Here is a 13,821-nt window from a genome sequence, read left to right as displayed (position 1 = left end):
GGGCCATGCACCGGGCACGCCGCCACGGACGTGCCGGGTGGGCGCCCCGCTCAGGTCGCCGGCGGCGTGCGCACCGGCACGGTGATGTTGCACAGGTCGATGTGGCCGGCCGGCTTCAGGTACCAGTCGTCGCGGCGGTTCCGGCGCGACTCGACAACGGCGTCGAACAGCGGTGTGTCGGTGCGCAGCACCTGGAGCTCGGTGCGTTCGGCCGCAGGGACTTCGGACGCCAGGCGCACCGCCTTGATCGGCATGCGCTGTGCTGCTTCTTCGTGGAAGCCGAGCGGGCCGGTGCCGCGCGGCACCACGCTCAGCAGCTCCATGCCCAGCAGCACCCGGCCGACCTGGGTGATGTTGCGGTCGAGTTGGCGCGGGGCCTGGCCGATGACCACGTAGAGTTCGGTGCCGTTGCTGGAATCGGCGGCCATGTCGCGGCCGGCGCCGAGCGTGCCGTAGCAGTGCGCCATCCACGCCTGGCCTCCAGCCGGATCGCGCGCGGCGGGGAAGCCGGCGGCGAAGCCGGTCTCCGGCGCCCAGCCGTCGGGGTCTGGCAGGGGGTGGAAGGCGAGGCCTTCGCTCTGGCGCGAGAACTCCGCAGGCAATGCCGCCTTCGCACCACCGATCGGCTTCGGGACCCCGCCCTCATCGGTGATGTCGCCGAACTGGACCACGAAGTTGTCCTGCGAGCGGTAGATCGTCAGGCCGTCCCAGAAGCCTTCCTTCGCCAGGGTGCGGATGTTGGCGACGTGCTCCGGCGCGAAGTCGGGTGCGAGTTCGATCACCACGCGGCCGCCGGCAAGCTCCATGTACAGGGTGTTCGCGGGATCCGGGCGCCGCCAGTCGCTCGGCAGCGAGGCATCGAGCAGTTCCTGCGTTGTCCCGGGGCGTTGCGCCTGGCTTTCGACCTGTGCCGTGGCGGATCCAGCGGCCGGAGCGGCTGTGCCGACGTTGGCCGGTTCGCTGGCCGGGTCGGAGCCGGAGGACGCGGCAGCGCTGCAAAACAGGGCGGCAAGCAGGGCCAGGGGGCGAATGCGGTGGCTTCGATGCACGGCGTGACTCCAGTCGGGTTGCCGCGATTGTTGCCCATCCACTCGGGGTCCTGACTATCGGCACATTCACTATATGGAAGTTCGTACTAGAGTCGCTTCCATGGTCGAACCACTGCCCCTGCCGGACGTCGAAGCTGCCCTGCGCAAGTTCCAGCGCGAGCTGAGCTCGGGCGTGGTGGCATTGGCGCTGCTGGCGGTGCTGTCCCGCGCCAGTGAGCCGATGTACGGCTACCAGATCGCCAAGACCCTCGAGCGCTTCGGCGAGGGCGTGCTCAGCGGCAAGCAGAGCGCGCTGTACCCGGTGCTGCGCAACCTGGAGGCAACCGGATTGCTGTCCAGCCACGCCGGGCCCTCGGAATCGGGGCCGCCGCGGCGCTACTACCGCATGACCGAGGCAGGGCAGGCCGCCCTGCGCGAATGGGCCGCCGCCTGGCGCGCGACCCGCGATTCCGTCGACACCGTCCTGGAGGGGACCCCGCGATGAACAGCCTGCCGCACACCATTCCCGAGTACCTCGACCAGCTGCGACGCGCCCTGGCCGGCGCCGACCCGGCGATGATCCAGGACGCGCTGTACGACGCCGAGGAATACCTGCGCTCCGAGCTTGCCGAGAACCCCGGCCGGTCGGAGGCCGAGGTCATCGCCGCGGTCGCGTCGAGTTACGGCGCACCATCCGAGGTCGCGGACATCTACCGCGACACCGAAGTGACGGTGCAGACCGCGCTGCGTGCGCCGGCGCCGCCCCGGCGCACGTCGGCGGCTGGCCGGTTCTTCGGCGTGGTCGCGGATCCGCGCACCTACGCGTCGCTGTTCTACATGGTGCTGGCGCTGGCCACCGGCATCTTCTATTTCACCTGGGTGGTGGCCGGCTTCTCGACCACGCTGGGGCTGTCGATCACGATCGTCGGCATTCCGCTGCTGATCCTGTTCTTCGGCTCGGTGCGGGTGCTGTCGCTGGTCGAAGGGCGGATCGTGGAAGTGATGCTTGGCGAACGCATGCCGCGGCGGCCGCTGTACACGGTGCGCGGGCGCAGCATCTGGCAGCGCATCGGCGACATGTTCACCGACCTGCGGACCTGGAGCACGATGCTGTACATGCTGCTGATGCTGCCGCTGGGCATCATCTATTTCACCCTGGCCACGACCCTGCTGGCGATCGGGATCAGCTTCGTGCTCGCGCCGATCGCGTCGTGGACCGGCATCGGCGACGCTTGGCTGGAGAGCAACAACGTGGTGCTTTTCGGCTTCGACGGCGTGCCGGTGGAGGGCTGGGGACTGCTGCCGATGCTGGTCGGCGGCGTGCTGCTGCTGTTCGCCACCCTGCACCTGGCGCGTGCCATCGGCCGCGGCCACGGGCTGCTGGCCAAGCACCTGCTGGTGAAGACCGCCCAGTATTCCTGAGCGGTCGGCCCCGCGCTTCAGCGGCGCTTCGCGCCGGTGCGTGTCGCCTTGGTGGCACGTGCCGGTGCGGGGCGCTTCAGCGCTGCGGCCTCCCTGGCCGGTGCCGCGTCATGGCTGGCGAAGAATGCGCGCACCTGCGGATACACCTGGGTGCGCCAGCGGCGGCCGCTGAAGATGCCGTAGTGGCCGGCGCCTTCCACGGTCAGGTGTTCGCGATCCGCGTCGGCGATGCCGGCACACAGATCGTGCGCGGCGCGGGTCTGGCCCAGGCCGGAAATGTCGTCCAGCTCGCCTTCGATGGTCATCAGCGCGCAGCCCTTGATCGCCGACGGGTCGACGCGTTCACCGGCCACGTCCCACTCGCCGCGCGGCAGCAGGTGCTCCTGGAAGGCCACGCGGATGGTGTCGAGGTAGTACTCGGCGGGCATGTCGAGCACCGCGTTGTACTCGTCGTAGAACTTGCGGTGTGACTGCGCGTCTTCCTGATCGCCCTTGACCAGGTCCTGGTAGAAATCCCAGTGCGACATGAAATGGCGCTCGGGATTCATCGCCACGAAGCCTGTGTGCTGCAGGAAGCCCGGGTACACGCGACGGCCGTGTCCGGGGTAGTTCTGCGGTACGACGTGGATGACGTTGTTCTCGAACCACGACAGCGGCTTCTTCGCCGCCAGGTTGTTGACCGCGGTCGGCGACTCGCGGGTGTCGATCGGGCCGCCCATCATCACCATCGACCGCGGCAGCTTTTCCCCGCGCGAGGCCATCAGCGAGACCGCGGCCAGCACCGGCACGGTCGGCTGGCAGACGCTCATCACGTGCAGGCGCTCGGCGCCGATGTGGCGGATGAATTCCTGGATGTAGGCGACGTAGTCATCCAGCGTGAACGTGCCGTCTTCCTTCGGCACCATGCGCGCGTCGACCCAGTCGGTGATGTAGACCTTGTGGTCGGGCAGGAGCGTGCGCACGGTGTCGCGCAGCAGGGTGGCGTGGTGGCCGGACAGCGGCGCGACCACCAGCACGGTGGGCTGGTCCTTCATGCCGAGGATGTTCCGCGCATCGTCGGTGTAGCGCTTGAAGCGCAGCAGGCGGCAGAAGGGCTTGTCGAGCGCGACCTTTTCCACCACCGGCACGTCATGGCCGTCCTTGACCACCTGATGGATGGCGAAGGGCGGCTTCTCGTAGTCCTTGCCGATGCGGTGCAGGAGCTCGTTGCCCGCGGCCAGGCGGCCGGCGCCGGGGACCGAGGACAGCCATGTGCCGTCGGTGCCGAAGATCTTCGCGTTGGCCTGCGCCAGTTCGGTGAACGGGGCAAGCAGGGTGCGGTTGAATTCGTGCAGCTGGTACATCATTGGCGGTGGGGTCCCTGTTCCTGACGCGCTGCAGCATAACGCAGCGGCTTGTGGGCGACAGGTGTCCATTGGTCATGGTCCCGCGGGGTCTGTTCAGGGGCCCCGGCCGCCGGTTTCAGGCCAGTTCGAGCGCGGTCGCCCCGGGCGCCAGCGCCGGTGAGAGCCAGCAATGCGAACCGAGGGCGCGGAATCCCACGCCTTCGAAACGCCTGCGATAGAACGCACCGGGGCGGCCGATGAAGCCGTCCTCGTCACCTTCGGCCGCATCCTCGCGGGCAAAGGTCTCGAGGAAGGCCACGCCGCCGCAGAGCTCCGCCAGGCCCGGCAGGCCCCGGCCGATCTCGCGCGCCTGCAGGTAGTGCAGCACGTCGCTGCACACCAGCAGGTCCGCCGGCGGGCAGGGGCGCAGCTCGGCGAAGTCGGCGAAGCGGGCGTGGTGCAGGTTGCGGCGCGCGCCGTGGCGTTCCACCGCGTACGTGCTGCTGTCGAAGCCGATGTAGTGCGCGTCGGGACGCAGCTTCAGCAGCGGTGCGCGCCAGGCGCCTTCGCCGCAGCCGATGTCGAGCACGGTACGCAGCGGTCGTTCGAGGTGGTACTCCGCCGTGGCGACCGCCAGCGCCACCTTGCGCGCCAGCCGCTGCCGTCCGCCGATGCCGCCGCGGCGGTACCAGCGGTCGAAATAGTCCTGGTCGTAACGCTTTTCCATGCACGGGGTCCAAGGGGCGGGCCCGCCATTGTCACCCGTGCCGGCTGACCTCCGGCAGGTTGCGTGCCACCAGCACGCCGGCCAGCCCCAGCAGGGCCAGGAAGCCCAGCGCCACTTCCGTCCCCAGGCTCGCCAGTGCGCCGGACACGCCGCCGACCACGAGCAGCAGCGCACCCATGGCCGTGTTGGCCACGGCCACGTAAGCGGTGCGAAGGTCGCCTTCGGCCATGTCGACAACATAGGTCTTGCGCGCCACGCGTACTCCGGTATGGGTCAGCGCCAGCAGCAGGTAGACCACGGGATACAGCCACCATTGGCCGCGCATGCCCGGGATCGCCAGCGCGCCGAGGAACAGCAGCACCACCAGCGATGCGAACGCGGCACCCACCACCATCAGCTGCCTGGAGGAGCGATCCGCCAGCCGCCCGAAACCCCTGCCGCCGATCAGGCTGGCCAGGCCCTGGGCGATGACGAACGGTCCCAGTCCACCCAGGCCCACGTCGCCTGCGGAGGCCGCCAGGGCGACGACGAAAGGCGGACTGAGCGCGGAAACCAGCAGCAGCGTCCGTGCCAGCACGAAGCGGCGGAACGGCGCATCGTCGGCCAGCAGGCGCCAGGAGGCACGCAGCCATCCGGAACCCCGGTTCCGCGGAGGCCTGTCCGCTTCGTCGCCGTCCGGTTCCGCTTCCACGATCCCGGAGAACACCGCTGCCGCCAGTACCCAGGCCAGCGCCGCCGCACCCAGGAGCGTGGCCACCAGCATTGGCTGGATGTCGCCGCCCCCGACCCACCGGATGCCCAGGCCGAGCGTGATCGCCACGGCTCCCGAGACCATGGTGCTGATGCCGGAGACCTGGCCGCGTTCGCCCTTGGGCACGGTGCGGCCCATGACGTCCTTGCCGGCCAGCGAGCACAGTGAGCGCGCCAGGGCGAAGCCCGCGAGCGCAGCGAGGATCACGAGGCCCGCCGTCACGCCGCCCAGCGTGGCCGCCGCAAACGCCATCGCCGCCGTGGCGACGGCCTGTCCGGCGGACCCTGCCACCCATGCCGAACGCCGCTGGCGCAGGCGCCGGATCCAGGGCGTCAGCGCCGCCTGCGGAAGCATGGAGCCGGACTCGCGGATCGGCACGAGCAGGCCGATCAGCACCGTCGGCACGCCAAGCGAGGCGAACAGCCACGGCAGCACCGTCTTGGCGTTGACGATCTGGTCGCCGATCTCCTGCAGCGAGTTCGCGGCCACCTGGCGCAGCGCGTTACGCGCGATGGCCTGCCGCGCGGACGCGTCCTGGCCGGAACGGTCCGCCTTGACCAGCCGGTGGTAAAGCTTGAGGGACGTGGTCACTTCGCAAGTGTGCTGCAAGCAGGGGGCAATGGGTGGGTCCGTACCTCGGACGTGCGATCCTTCGCGCTGATTTCGACCATGCAAGGAACCATCGGCAATGCAGAGTTACATCTGGATCAAGTCGCTGCACATCGTGTTCGTGATGGCCTGGGTGGCCGCGGCGTTCTACCTGCCGCGCATCCTGATCAACATCGTGGAAGACGGCGGCAATCCGGCGGTGCGCGAACGCCTGCTGCTGATGGGTCGCCGGCTGTACCGCTTCGGGCACGTGATGTTCGCGCTGGCGGTGGTGGCGGGCGCGGTGCTGTGGCTGGGATACCGGGTGATCCCGGACTTCCCGACGATGGTGGGCAGCGGCACCGGCTGGCTGCACGCCAAGCTGCTGCTGGTGGCGGTCATGTTCGCGATGTACATCGTGGAAGGCCGCCAGCTCAAGGTCGCCGCGGGTGGCGGCGCGATGCCGTCGACGAAGATGCTGCGCTTCCGCAACGAGATTCCGGTGCTGATCCTGCTGGTCATCGTCTGGCTGGTGTTGGCCAAGCCGTTCTGATGCTTTTGTCGTGGCTCGTGCGGGCCAGTCGCGGCTGGCCGCTCCCACAGGTTTGTGCCCGCCGTCGCAGCTGTGGTAGCTCCGCAAGCGTGCCGCGCGTCCGGATCAGGGCGCGGGTGGCTGCACCTTCGGAAGGTCCACCGGCACGCCGGATGCGTCACAGCTGCCGGTCGCGCACAGCTGTCCGCGCAGCGCCGGCGCCGCCTGCACGATCACGTGGTAGATGACGTTCTGCTCAAGCGTGCCGCGGAACGCGGAGCTGCCCGGGCCGCGCGCCCAGATGCCGACGTCGTCGCCGCCATGGGTTTCGGAGCCCAGCGGCACCAGCGCCTCCTGCAGGTAGTCCGGATGCGTGGTGTCGACCTTGCCCAGGTCGGGGCGGCCCAGGGCCGGCTGCGCTTCTTCCAGGTCGTGGCCGTGGCGCTTGGGCCCGGCGGGCTGGTCGTTGCTGGCACCCGCGTAGCCGGGGCCGTTCGCATAGCTGAGGGTGGTGTAGGGCAGGCCGAGTGCGTCCAGGGCCGGGCCGTCGCCGTATTCGCGCACCTTGCCCAGGATCGGGTTGCCGCGCCGCGGGTAGCCGGAGAAACTGAGCACGTGCGAATGGTCGGCGGTGACGACGATCAACGTGTCCTCCGCAGACGTCATGTCCGACGCCGCCTGCACTGCGCGCGCCATCGCGGCGGTCTCGTCGAGCGCGCGGTAGGCGTTGCCTTCGTGGTTGGCGTGGTCGATGCGCGCGCCCTCGACCAGCAGCACGTAGCCCCGCTCGCTGCGTGACAGCGACTCGATCGCGAAGCGGGTCATGGCCTCGATGTCGGGTTCGCCCTCGGGGCCGCGGTCGCGGTCGTGCTCGTACTGCATGTGGCTGGGCTCGAACAGGCCCAGCACCGGCGATTTACCGCGCGCGGCCTCGAACTGGCCGGTGGTGTGGACGAAGGCGCCGTCCGGATTCAGACCCTGCCACTCGGCCACCAGGTTGCGACCGTCCTTGCGACGGCCGCGCACGCCGGGCACGACTTCTTCGGCCGGCAGGAATTCGCGCGCGCCGCCGGCCAGCACCACCTTCGGGCCGCCGGTGTCGCGCACGAACTCGATGAACTGGCTGGCGATGTCCGTGCAGCCGGCCGCCTTGGCCTCGGCCGGAGTGGACGCATCGCTCTCCCAGTTGCGGTTGGGCACATGCGCGTACATCGCCGCCGGCGTGGCGTGGGTCAGGCGCGCGGTGGTGACGATGCCCGTGGCCACGCCGGCGTCGGCGGCAAGCGCCAGCCAGCTTTGCACGCGCTTGCCGCGGGACTCCGCGCAATCGTCCATGGCACCGGCGCTGACGCCGATCGCGCCGATGTGGCTCTTCACGCCCGAGGCCATCGCGGTCATGGTGCCGGCGGAATCCGGCGTCTGCGCGTTGGTGTTGTAGGTGCGCGAAAACGCGGTTGCGGGGAAATGCTCCCAGGACAGCAGGTTCTCCTCGCCGGAGCCGCCTTCGAGCTGGCCGGCGTAGATCCGCGCCGCGGCCACCGTGGTCAGGCTCATGCCGTCGCCCACGAACAGGATCACGTTCTTCGCGCGTCCGGCCATGGCACCGTTGGCGGCCGCGTGCGCGGCGCCGCTGCGATACCACCATGCCGCGGTCTCGCCTTCGGGACGGCTGATCGCGGGCACGTCGACGTGGAACGATGCCGGCGTCGCAGGGCCGCTGGAGGCTGCGGCGCCGTCGCTTCCCCGGGGCTGCGTGGCACAGGCGGTCGCGAGGCAGGCCGCCAGCACCGTCAGCATGGCGGGCAGGCGGTTGCGGATGGAAGCCGGAAGGAGTGGGCGTGCAGTGCGGGTCATGGAGGTCATGCGCGGTTCGTACGGCCGATGGAACGGACATTATGGCCGGCGCCCAGCGTCCCGGTGATGACACTCCGGCGTTCCGCCACGGTCATCGCCGCCGGGATGGCCATGGGCTAAGGTGCCTTACTGCAACTTTCGCTGGATGCCGATGAAGCACGTCAAGGCCTGGTTCAAGATCCCGTTCTGGCAGCGGGTGGCCGCTGGCTTCGTGCTCGGCGCGCTTGCCGGCTGGCTGCTCGGGCCGGCGGCGGAGACCTGGTTCGGCCCGCTCGGCACGGTCTACGTCAACCTGATCAAGATGATCGCCATCCCGCTGGTGTTCTTCGCGGTGGTCAGCGCCGTGGGTTCGCTGGCGGGCCAGCGCTCCATCGCCGCGCTGGCGGCACGCACATTCGTGTGGTTCGCGATCACGGCAGTGCTGGCGGTAGCCGTTGGCCTGACCTTCGGACTGGTGCTCAAGCCCGGCGTCGGCGTCGATGCGGCCAGCCTGCAGGTGGCCGAGACCTACCAGCAGCGTGAGGTGCCCGGTCCGCTGGACGTACTGATCAATATCGTCCCGGAGAATCCGTTCCGCGCGATGGCCGCGCTGGGCGCCGGCCGCACGGAAGACGGGCAGCGCATCATCGTCCCCAGCAACTTCACCATCCTGCAGGTGATCTTCTTCGCCGGCCTGGTCGGCTTCGCCCTGGTCAGGCTGGGCGAAAAGACCCTGCGCCTGCGCGCGCTGATGGACGAGTCGCGCGAGATGATGATCCAGGTCACCCGCTTCGTGCTGGAAGCCACGCCGCTGGGCACCTTCGGCCTGATCGCGGCGCTGGTGGGCACCTATGGCTTCGAGCAGCTGATCCCGCTGGGCAAGTTCGTGATCGCGCTGTACCTGGCCTGTGCCTTCCACATCCTGGTGGTCTACACGAGCCTGCTGCTTGCGCACGGGCTGAACCCGCTGAAGTTCTTCCGCGGCGCGGCGCCGGCGATGCAGATCGGCTTCGTGGCTTCGTCAAGCTTCGCCGCGCTGCCGCTGTCGCTGACCTCGGCAACGCACAACCTGGGCGTCAACAAGGATTACGCCAGCTTCGCCGTGCCGCTGGGCGCGAGCATCAAGATGGACGGCTGCGGCGCGATCTATCCGGCGCTGGGCGCGGTGTTCATCGCCCAGTTCATGGGCATCGAGCTCTCGACGGGCCAGTACTTCCTGATCGCACTGGCTTCGGTGCTGGGCAGCTTCGGCACTGCCGGCGTGCCGGGCACGGCGGTGATCATGGCCACGGTGGTGATCAGCGCGGCGGGCCTGCCGCTGGAGGCAATCGGCATCCTCTACGCCATCGACCGCATCCTCGACATGATGCGCACCATGACCAACGTGACCGGACAGGTGCTGGTGCCGGTGCTGGTGGCGAAGGAGACCGGGCTGCTCGACCGCGAGGTGTACGAGCGGGCGTCGAGCAATGTCGGGGTCGAGGAAGGTGATCGGGCTGAAGAAAAAACCGATCCGGAGCGCGCCCGCCAGACGTAGGGCCAGCGCAGGTGCCGGTGCGGACCATCCCGCCCGTACAGCGTCAGCGATGGCTGCGCGCATGGCTGTCATGGCCGGCCGCAGCTGTAGCTGCTCCCTCGGGGTGGTCGGCTACGGGAGCGGGGTGATCGCCTGGCGTTCGGCAGCGAGCTGGTTCTCGAAGCTGCGTTCGGCGGAATCGGCGTAAGCGACGCAGTCCATCGGCTTCGATGCCGCGGGATCGCCGAAGTTCCGGCCGCTCGCGCCCGGGTGCGGGGTCAGCAGCAGGTCGCAGGGCAGGGCGCGCACCACGCCGAAGCTGCGGCGGTAGTCCTCCACGATGCGCGGGTAGCGCGGGTTTCCGACCAGCTGGTAGTCCGGCGCACTCAGGCTGTCTGCATAGGCGATGCGCAGCTCGCGCCCCTCGTCGCGATCGGTCCAGGTCCAGGCCGTGCTGCCCGGCGTGTGCCCGGGCATGAAGTGCGCGGTGAAGCGCATGCCGCCGAGTTCGACGACTTCGTGGTCCAGCAGCAGGCGGTCGACCTGCACCGGCGGGTAGACGATGGCGTCGCCGAAGTGGATGTCATCGCTGCCACCGCGCGCCAGCAGCACCGCGGACTCGGCGTTCGCGGCGAGGCGCGCCCCGGTCCTGCGGCGGATCTCGGCCAGGGGGCCGACGTGGTCGGCATGGGCCTGGCTGAGGAGGATCAGCTTGAGGTCGCCCGGCGCCACGCCCAGGTCGGCCATGTGCCGCAGCAGCATGTCCGCCGCCTGCGGCATGCCGCCGTCGAGCAGCACGGCGCCGGCCGGGGTCTTGACCAGGATCGCGCTCAGGTTGGCCGTGCCGATGTACCAGGTGCTGTCGGCGATGCGCACCGGTGCGATGGGCTGGCGCCAGCTTTCGTGGACGGTGTACGCCTTCAGCTGCGGCAACGGCGGCTCGGCGGCCCGGGCGGCATGGGATGGCAGGCCGATGGCCAGGGCCAGGGCCAGGGCAGAAGCAGTGGGCAGGGCGCGAAGGAACATCGTTCACCTGTGCGGCAATGGACGGTCCGGCAGTATCCCCCGGCTGCCCGTGACGCGTTCCGGGCATGACTTCCGACCGGGCACTGGCAGCGGCTTCCGCGGTATGTTCGCGATTCGTCCATAAGGGAGATGGGGGACAGATGAAACTGCCCAGGCATATCGCGTGCTTGTCCGCGCTGCTGATCGCGGCGCCGGCCTTCGCCGCCGACACCGACCGCTGGGACATCCCGGTGGCGACAAAAACCCTCGACAACGGCCTGACCGTGGTCGTGTCCGAGGACCGCAGTGCGCCGGTGGTCGGCGTCAGCGTGGTCTATGGCATCGGCATGCGGCTCGAGCCGCGCGACCGCACCGGCTTCGCGCACCTGTTCGAGCACCTCATGTTCGAGGGCTCGGTGAACGCGCCCGAAGGCGTGTTCGACCGCGTCATCACCGGTGGCGGCGGACGCAACAACGGCTCGACCCGCGCCGACTTCACCAACTACATCGAGATCGCGCCCTCGTCGGCGATCGAGCCGATCCTGTGGCTCGAGGCCGACCGCATGCGCATGCTCGACTTCAGCGAGTCGACGCTTGCGAACCAGCAGGACGTGGTCAAGGAAGAGATCCGCAACAACGTGCAGAACCAGCCCTACGGCGGCTTCATGTGGATCGACATCGGCCAGCACGCCTTCAGCAAGTGGGAGAACAACCACGACGGCTACGGCAGCTTCGAGGACCTGGAAGCCGCATCGCTGGATGACGTCAAGGCCTTCCACCGCGACTTCTACGGCCCGAACAACGCGATCCTGTCGCTGGCTGGCGACATTTCGCCGGACGAGGGCTTCGCGCTGGCCGAGACGTACTTCGGCGATATCGCACGGCGACCGACGCCGCCGGCGCCGGATTTCAGCGAAGGGTTGAACACACAGGAGAAGCGCATCCAGCAGGGCGACAAGCTGGCCCAGGTGCCCGCGATCGCCGCGGCCTGGAAGATGCCCGATCGCGGCAGCCCCGACCAGGCGCCGATGGCGGTGCTGGGCGCGCTGCTCGCCAACGGCGACGCTTCGCGGCTGTACCAGGGCCTGGTCAAGGGCCGCGAGCTCGCGCTCAACGTCGACTCGCTCTACGGCCTGACCAGCGAGTGGGAGTATGACGGCCCGACCCTCTTCACCGTGTTCGCGCTCTACAAGCCGACCACCGACGCCGACGCCGTGCTTGCGGCGATCGACCAGGAAATCGCGACGGTCGTGGCCGAAGGCGTCGACGACGCCACGCTGGCGCGGGTCAAGACCCGCATGCTGGCCGACTGGTACAACGGCCTGGAATCGTTCATTTCGCGCGCCGACGCGCTGGCCAAGCTGCAGCTGATGTGGGACGACGCCAATGTCGTCAACCGCATCCCGGGCTGGATCGAGAACGTGACTTCGGCCGACGTGCAGCGCGTCGCCCGCACTTACCTGACGCGCGACAACCGCACCGTCATCGACCGCAAGCCCGAGGCGATGCTGCAGGCCGCCGCGGCCGGCAGCGACGCCGACGCGGACGACGGCACGCCCGGCACCCGTGGCCAGGACTGAGGAGAAACCGCCATGACCATCTTCAAACACACGCTGCTCGCCCTGGCCGTCTCCGCGCTGGCCACCGGCGCCGCCGTCGCCGGTCCAGCCGCCGACCTGCCGAAAGACCTTCCAGCCTACGCCGCCGACAAGCCGCTGCCGGTACCCGACATCGCCAGGAAGACCCTGGGCAACGGCCTCGAGGTCTGGGTGGTGCCGCGCGACGGCATTCCACGCGTCGATTACGTGCTGGCCGTCCGCAACGCCGGCTATGTGGCCGATGCCGCCGACGCGCCCGGCTTCGCCTCGCTGCTGGCGGGACTGCTCGCCGAAGGCACCGCGCGGCGCGATTCGCGCCAGATCGCCGAGTTCGCGCAGGCCCAGGGCGGGAGCGTCGGCGCCTCGGTGAGCAGCGACGGCGCGCTGGTGTACGGCAACGCGCTCGCCGCCAACGCCGGGCCGATGCTGTCGCTGCTGGCCGAGGTCGCGCGCACGCCGTCCTTCCCGGAAGGCGAAGTGAAGCTGGCCCAGGCCAACGCCCTGCAGCAGCTCAAGGCCGCCGAGGCCCAGCCCGGCTTCCGCGCCAACCGTGCCCTGCTGTCGGCGGTCTACGGCGACCATCCCTACGCGCGCACGCAGCAGACCGAGGCCTCGATCATGGCGGTGACGCCGGAAGTCCTGCGCAGCGAGCATGCCCGCCGCTTCCACCCCGACCGCGCGCTGCTGGTGGTCGCCGGCCGGATCGATGCCGACGACGCGTTCCGCTTCGCCGAGCAGGCGTTCGGCGACTGGACCGCGTCGGGCGCCGACGTGCCGCCGACGCCGGCCGCGCCGCGCGAGGCGCGACCGCAGCGGCTGCTGCTGCAGCGCGACGGCAGCGTGCAGTCGACCCTGCGCCTGGCAAGCCCGGCCGTGGCCGCCACCGATCCGGACGCGATCCCGCTGCAGCTGGCCGGCACGGTGCTCGGCGGCAGCTTCTCCAGCCGCGTGATGCAGAACCTGCGCGAGGAGAAGGGCTACACCTACGGCGCCCGTGCCGGCGCGTCGACGTCGGCCCGGGGCGGCTATGTCAGCGGCGCGGCGGACGTACGCAACGAGGTGACCGGGGCGTCGCTCAAGGAGTTCTTCAGCGAGTACCGGCGGATCGGGACCGAGCCCGTGCCGGCGGCCGAGCTCGACGACACCAAGCGCTATGTCGCCGGCGGCTACCTGATCGGCAACCAGATGCAGGCCGCGGTGGCGGCGACCCTGGCCGGCAACTGGCTGGTGGGCCTGCCGCCGGAGTACCTCGGCGAGTTCGTGCCGAAAGTGCGCGCGGTCGATGCCGGCCAGGTACAGGCGATGGCCGCGAAGTACTTCGCCCCGGAGCGGCAGAGCATCATCGTGGTCGGAGACGGCGGCGCCGTGTCCGGCCAGCTGGCCGAGTGGGGCGAGTTCACGACCGTCGACTGACGGTCAGGCGGGAAGCGGCAGCGGGGGGGGGGGGGGGGGGGGGGGGGGGGGAGGAAGGGAGGAGGGGAGGAGAAAAAAAAAAG

The 13,821-nt window shown here is 69.7% G+C and carries 12 protein-coding genes; 6 read left to right on the top strand and 6 right to left on the bottom strand.

All coding sequences use genetic code 11. The annotated features are described in order from the left end of the window. Positions 1–50: 50 nt before the first annotated feature. A complete protein-coding gene (locus WCE39_RS01550) occupies positions 51–866 on the bottom strand; it encodes a peptidylprolyl isomerase (RefSeq protein WP_343274971.1) in 816 nt (271 codons plus the stop codon). Between the two features lie 283 nt (positions 867–1,149). On the opposite strand from WCE39_RS01550, the gene WCE39_RS01545 reads away from it, so the two are divergent. Next, positions 1,150–1,533 (top strand): PadR family transcriptional regulator, encoded by a 384-nt coding sequence (locus WCE39_RS01545; protein WP_343274959.1) that lies wholly within the window; start codon positions 1,150–1,152, stop codon positions 1,531–1,533. Beyond that, positions 1,530–2,450 (top strand): sensor domain-containing protein, encoded by a 921-nt coding sequence (locus WCE39_RS01540; RefSeq protein WP_343274958.1) that lies wholly within the window; start codon positions 1,530–1,532, stop codon positions 2,448–2,450. Before WCE39_RS01545 ends, WCE39_RS01540 begins: the two co-directional genes overlap by 4 nt. Positions 2,451–2,467: 17 nt before the next feature. Here the strand turns inward: WCE39_RS01540 and WCE39_RS01535 are convergent, their stop codons facing one another. The 3 genes from WCE39_RS01535 to WCE39_RS01525 form a co-directional block, all read right to left on the bottom strand. Then, positions 2,468–3,796, bottom strand: coding sequence for a polyhydroxyalkanoate depolymerase (locus tag WCE39_RS01535; protein ID WP_343274957.1), 1,329 nt, complete (start codon positions 3,794–3,796; stop codon positions 2,468–2,470). A gap of 115 nt (positions 3,797–3,911) precedes the next feature. Continuing rightward, the gene (locus WCE39_RS01530) at positions 3,912–4,502 is read right to left on the bottom strand and encodes a class I SAM-dependent methyltransferase (RefSeq protein ID WP_343274956.1); all 591 of its coding nucleotides are present in this window, start codon (positions 4,500–4,502) and stop codon (positions 3,912–3,914) included. Positions 4,503–4,533: 31 nt separating this feature from the next. Further along, the gene (locus WCE39_RS01525) at positions 4,534–5,844 is read right to left on the bottom strand and encodes an MFS transporter (protein WP_343274955.1); all 1,311 of its coding nucleotides are present in this window, start codon (positions 5,842–5,844) and stop codon (positions 4,534–4,536) included. 97 nt (positions 5,845–5,941) lie between these two features. Here WCE39_RS01525 and WCE39_RS01520 point away from each other — a divergent pair, with 97 nt between their 5' ends. Then, on the top strand, positions 5,942–6,394 hold the full coding sequence (locus tag WCE39_RS01520; RefSeq protein WP_343274954.1) for a CopD family protein: 453 nt from the start codon (positions 5,942–5,944) through the stop codon (positions 6,392–6,394). A gap of 105 nt (positions 6,395–6,499) precedes the next feature. Here the strand turns inward: WCE39_RS01520 and WCE39_RS01515 are convergent, their stop codons facing one another. After that, positions 6,500–8,227 carry an alkaline phosphatase gene (locus WCE39_RS01515; protein ID WP_343274970.1) on the bottom strand — a complete coding sequence of 576 codons (1,728 nt, stop codon included), beginning with the start codon at positions 8,225–8,227 and terminating at the stop codon, positions 6,500–6,502. A 151-nt stretch (positions 8,228–8,378) separates the two neighbouring features. On the opposite strand from WCE39_RS01515, the gene WCE39_RS01510 reads away from it, so the two are divergent. Beyond that, positions 8,379–9,743, top strand: a complete 1,365-nt coding sequence (locus tag WCE39_RS01510; protein WP_343274953.1) for a dicarboxylate/amino acid:cation symporter — start codon at positions 8,379–8,381, stop codon at positions 9,741–9,743. A gap of 111 nt (positions 9,744–9,854) precedes the next feature. Here WCE39_RS01510 and bla read toward each other — a convergent pair whose 3' ends face one another. Then, the gene (bla, locus tag WCE39_RS01505; protein ID WP_343274952.1) at positions 9,855–10,748 is read right to left on the bottom strand and encodes a subclass B3 metallo-beta-lactamase; all 894 of its coding nucleotides are present in this window, start codon (positions 10,746–10,748) and stop codon (positions 9,855–9,857) included. A 140-nt stretch (positions 10,749–10,888) separates the two neighbouring features. Between bla and WCE39_RS01500 the strand changes: the two genes are divergently transcribed. Beyond that, the gene (locus WCE39_RS01500; RefSeq protein ID WP_343274951.1) at positions 10,889–12,307 is read left to right on the top strand and encodes a M16 family metallopeptidase; all 1,419 of its coding nucleotides are present in this window, start codon (positions 10,889–10,891) and stop codon (positions 12,305–12,307) included. Positions 12,308–12,319: 12 nt separating this feature from the next. Next, positions 12,320–13,738, top strand: a complete 1,419-nt coding sequence (locus tag WCE39_RS01495; protein ID WP_343274950.1) for a M16 family metallopeptidase — start codon at positions 12,320–12,322, stop codon at positions 13,736–13,738. The last annotated feature ends 83 nt before the right edge of the window (positions 13,739–13,821 follow it).

The organism is Luteimonas yanweni (assembly GCF_039548475.1).
Taxonomy (GTDB): domain Bacteria; phylum Pseudomonadota; class Gammaproteobacteria; order Xanthomonadales; family Xanthomonadaceae; genus Luteimonas.
This window is presented reverse-complemented; position numbering and strand designations above follow the sequence as displayed.

Bases quoted from the DNA above. Each gene is read 5' to 3' on its own strand.
- WCE39_RS01545 (WP_343274959.1), top strand. From the start codon at position 1,150: ATGGTCGAACCACTGCCCCTGCCGGACGTCGAAGCTGCCCTGCGCAAG.
- WCE39_RS01540 (WP_343274958.1), top strand. From the start codon at position 1,530: ATGAACAGCCTGCCGCACACCATTCCCGAGTACCTCGACCAGCTGCGA.
- WCE39_RS01535 (WP_343274957.1), bottom strand. From the start codon at position 3,796: ATGATGTACCAGCTGCACGAATTCAACCGCACCCTGCTTGCCCCGTTC.
- WCE39_RS01530 (WP_343274956.1), bottom strand. From the start codon at position 4,502: ATGGAAAAGCGTTACGACCAGGACTATTTCGACCGCTGGTACCGCCGC.
- WCE39_RS01520 (WP_343274954.1), top strand. From the start codon at position 5,942: ATGCAGAGTTACATCTGGATCAAGTCGCTGCACATCGTGTTCGTGATG.
- WCE39_RS01515 (WP_343274970.1), bottom strand. From the start codon at position 8,227: ATGACCCGCACTGCACGCCCACTCCTTCCGGCTTCCATCCGCAACCGC.
- WCE39_RS01510 (WP_343274953.1), top strand. From the start codon at position 8,379: ATGAAGCACGTCAAGGCCTGGTTCAAGATCCCGTTCTGGCAGCGGGTG.
- bla (WP_343274952.1), bottom strand. From the start codon at position 10,748: ATGTTCCTTCGCGCCCTGCCCACTGCTTCTGCCCTGGCCCTGGCCCTG.
- WCE39_RS01500 (WP_343274951.1), top strand. From the start codon at position 10,889: ATGAAACTGCCCAGGCATATCGCGTGCTTGTCCGCGCTGCTGATCGCG.
- WCE39_RS01495 (WP_343274950.1), top strand. From the start codon at position 12,320: ATGACCATCTTCAAACACACGCTGCTCGCCCTGGCCGTCTCCGCGCTG.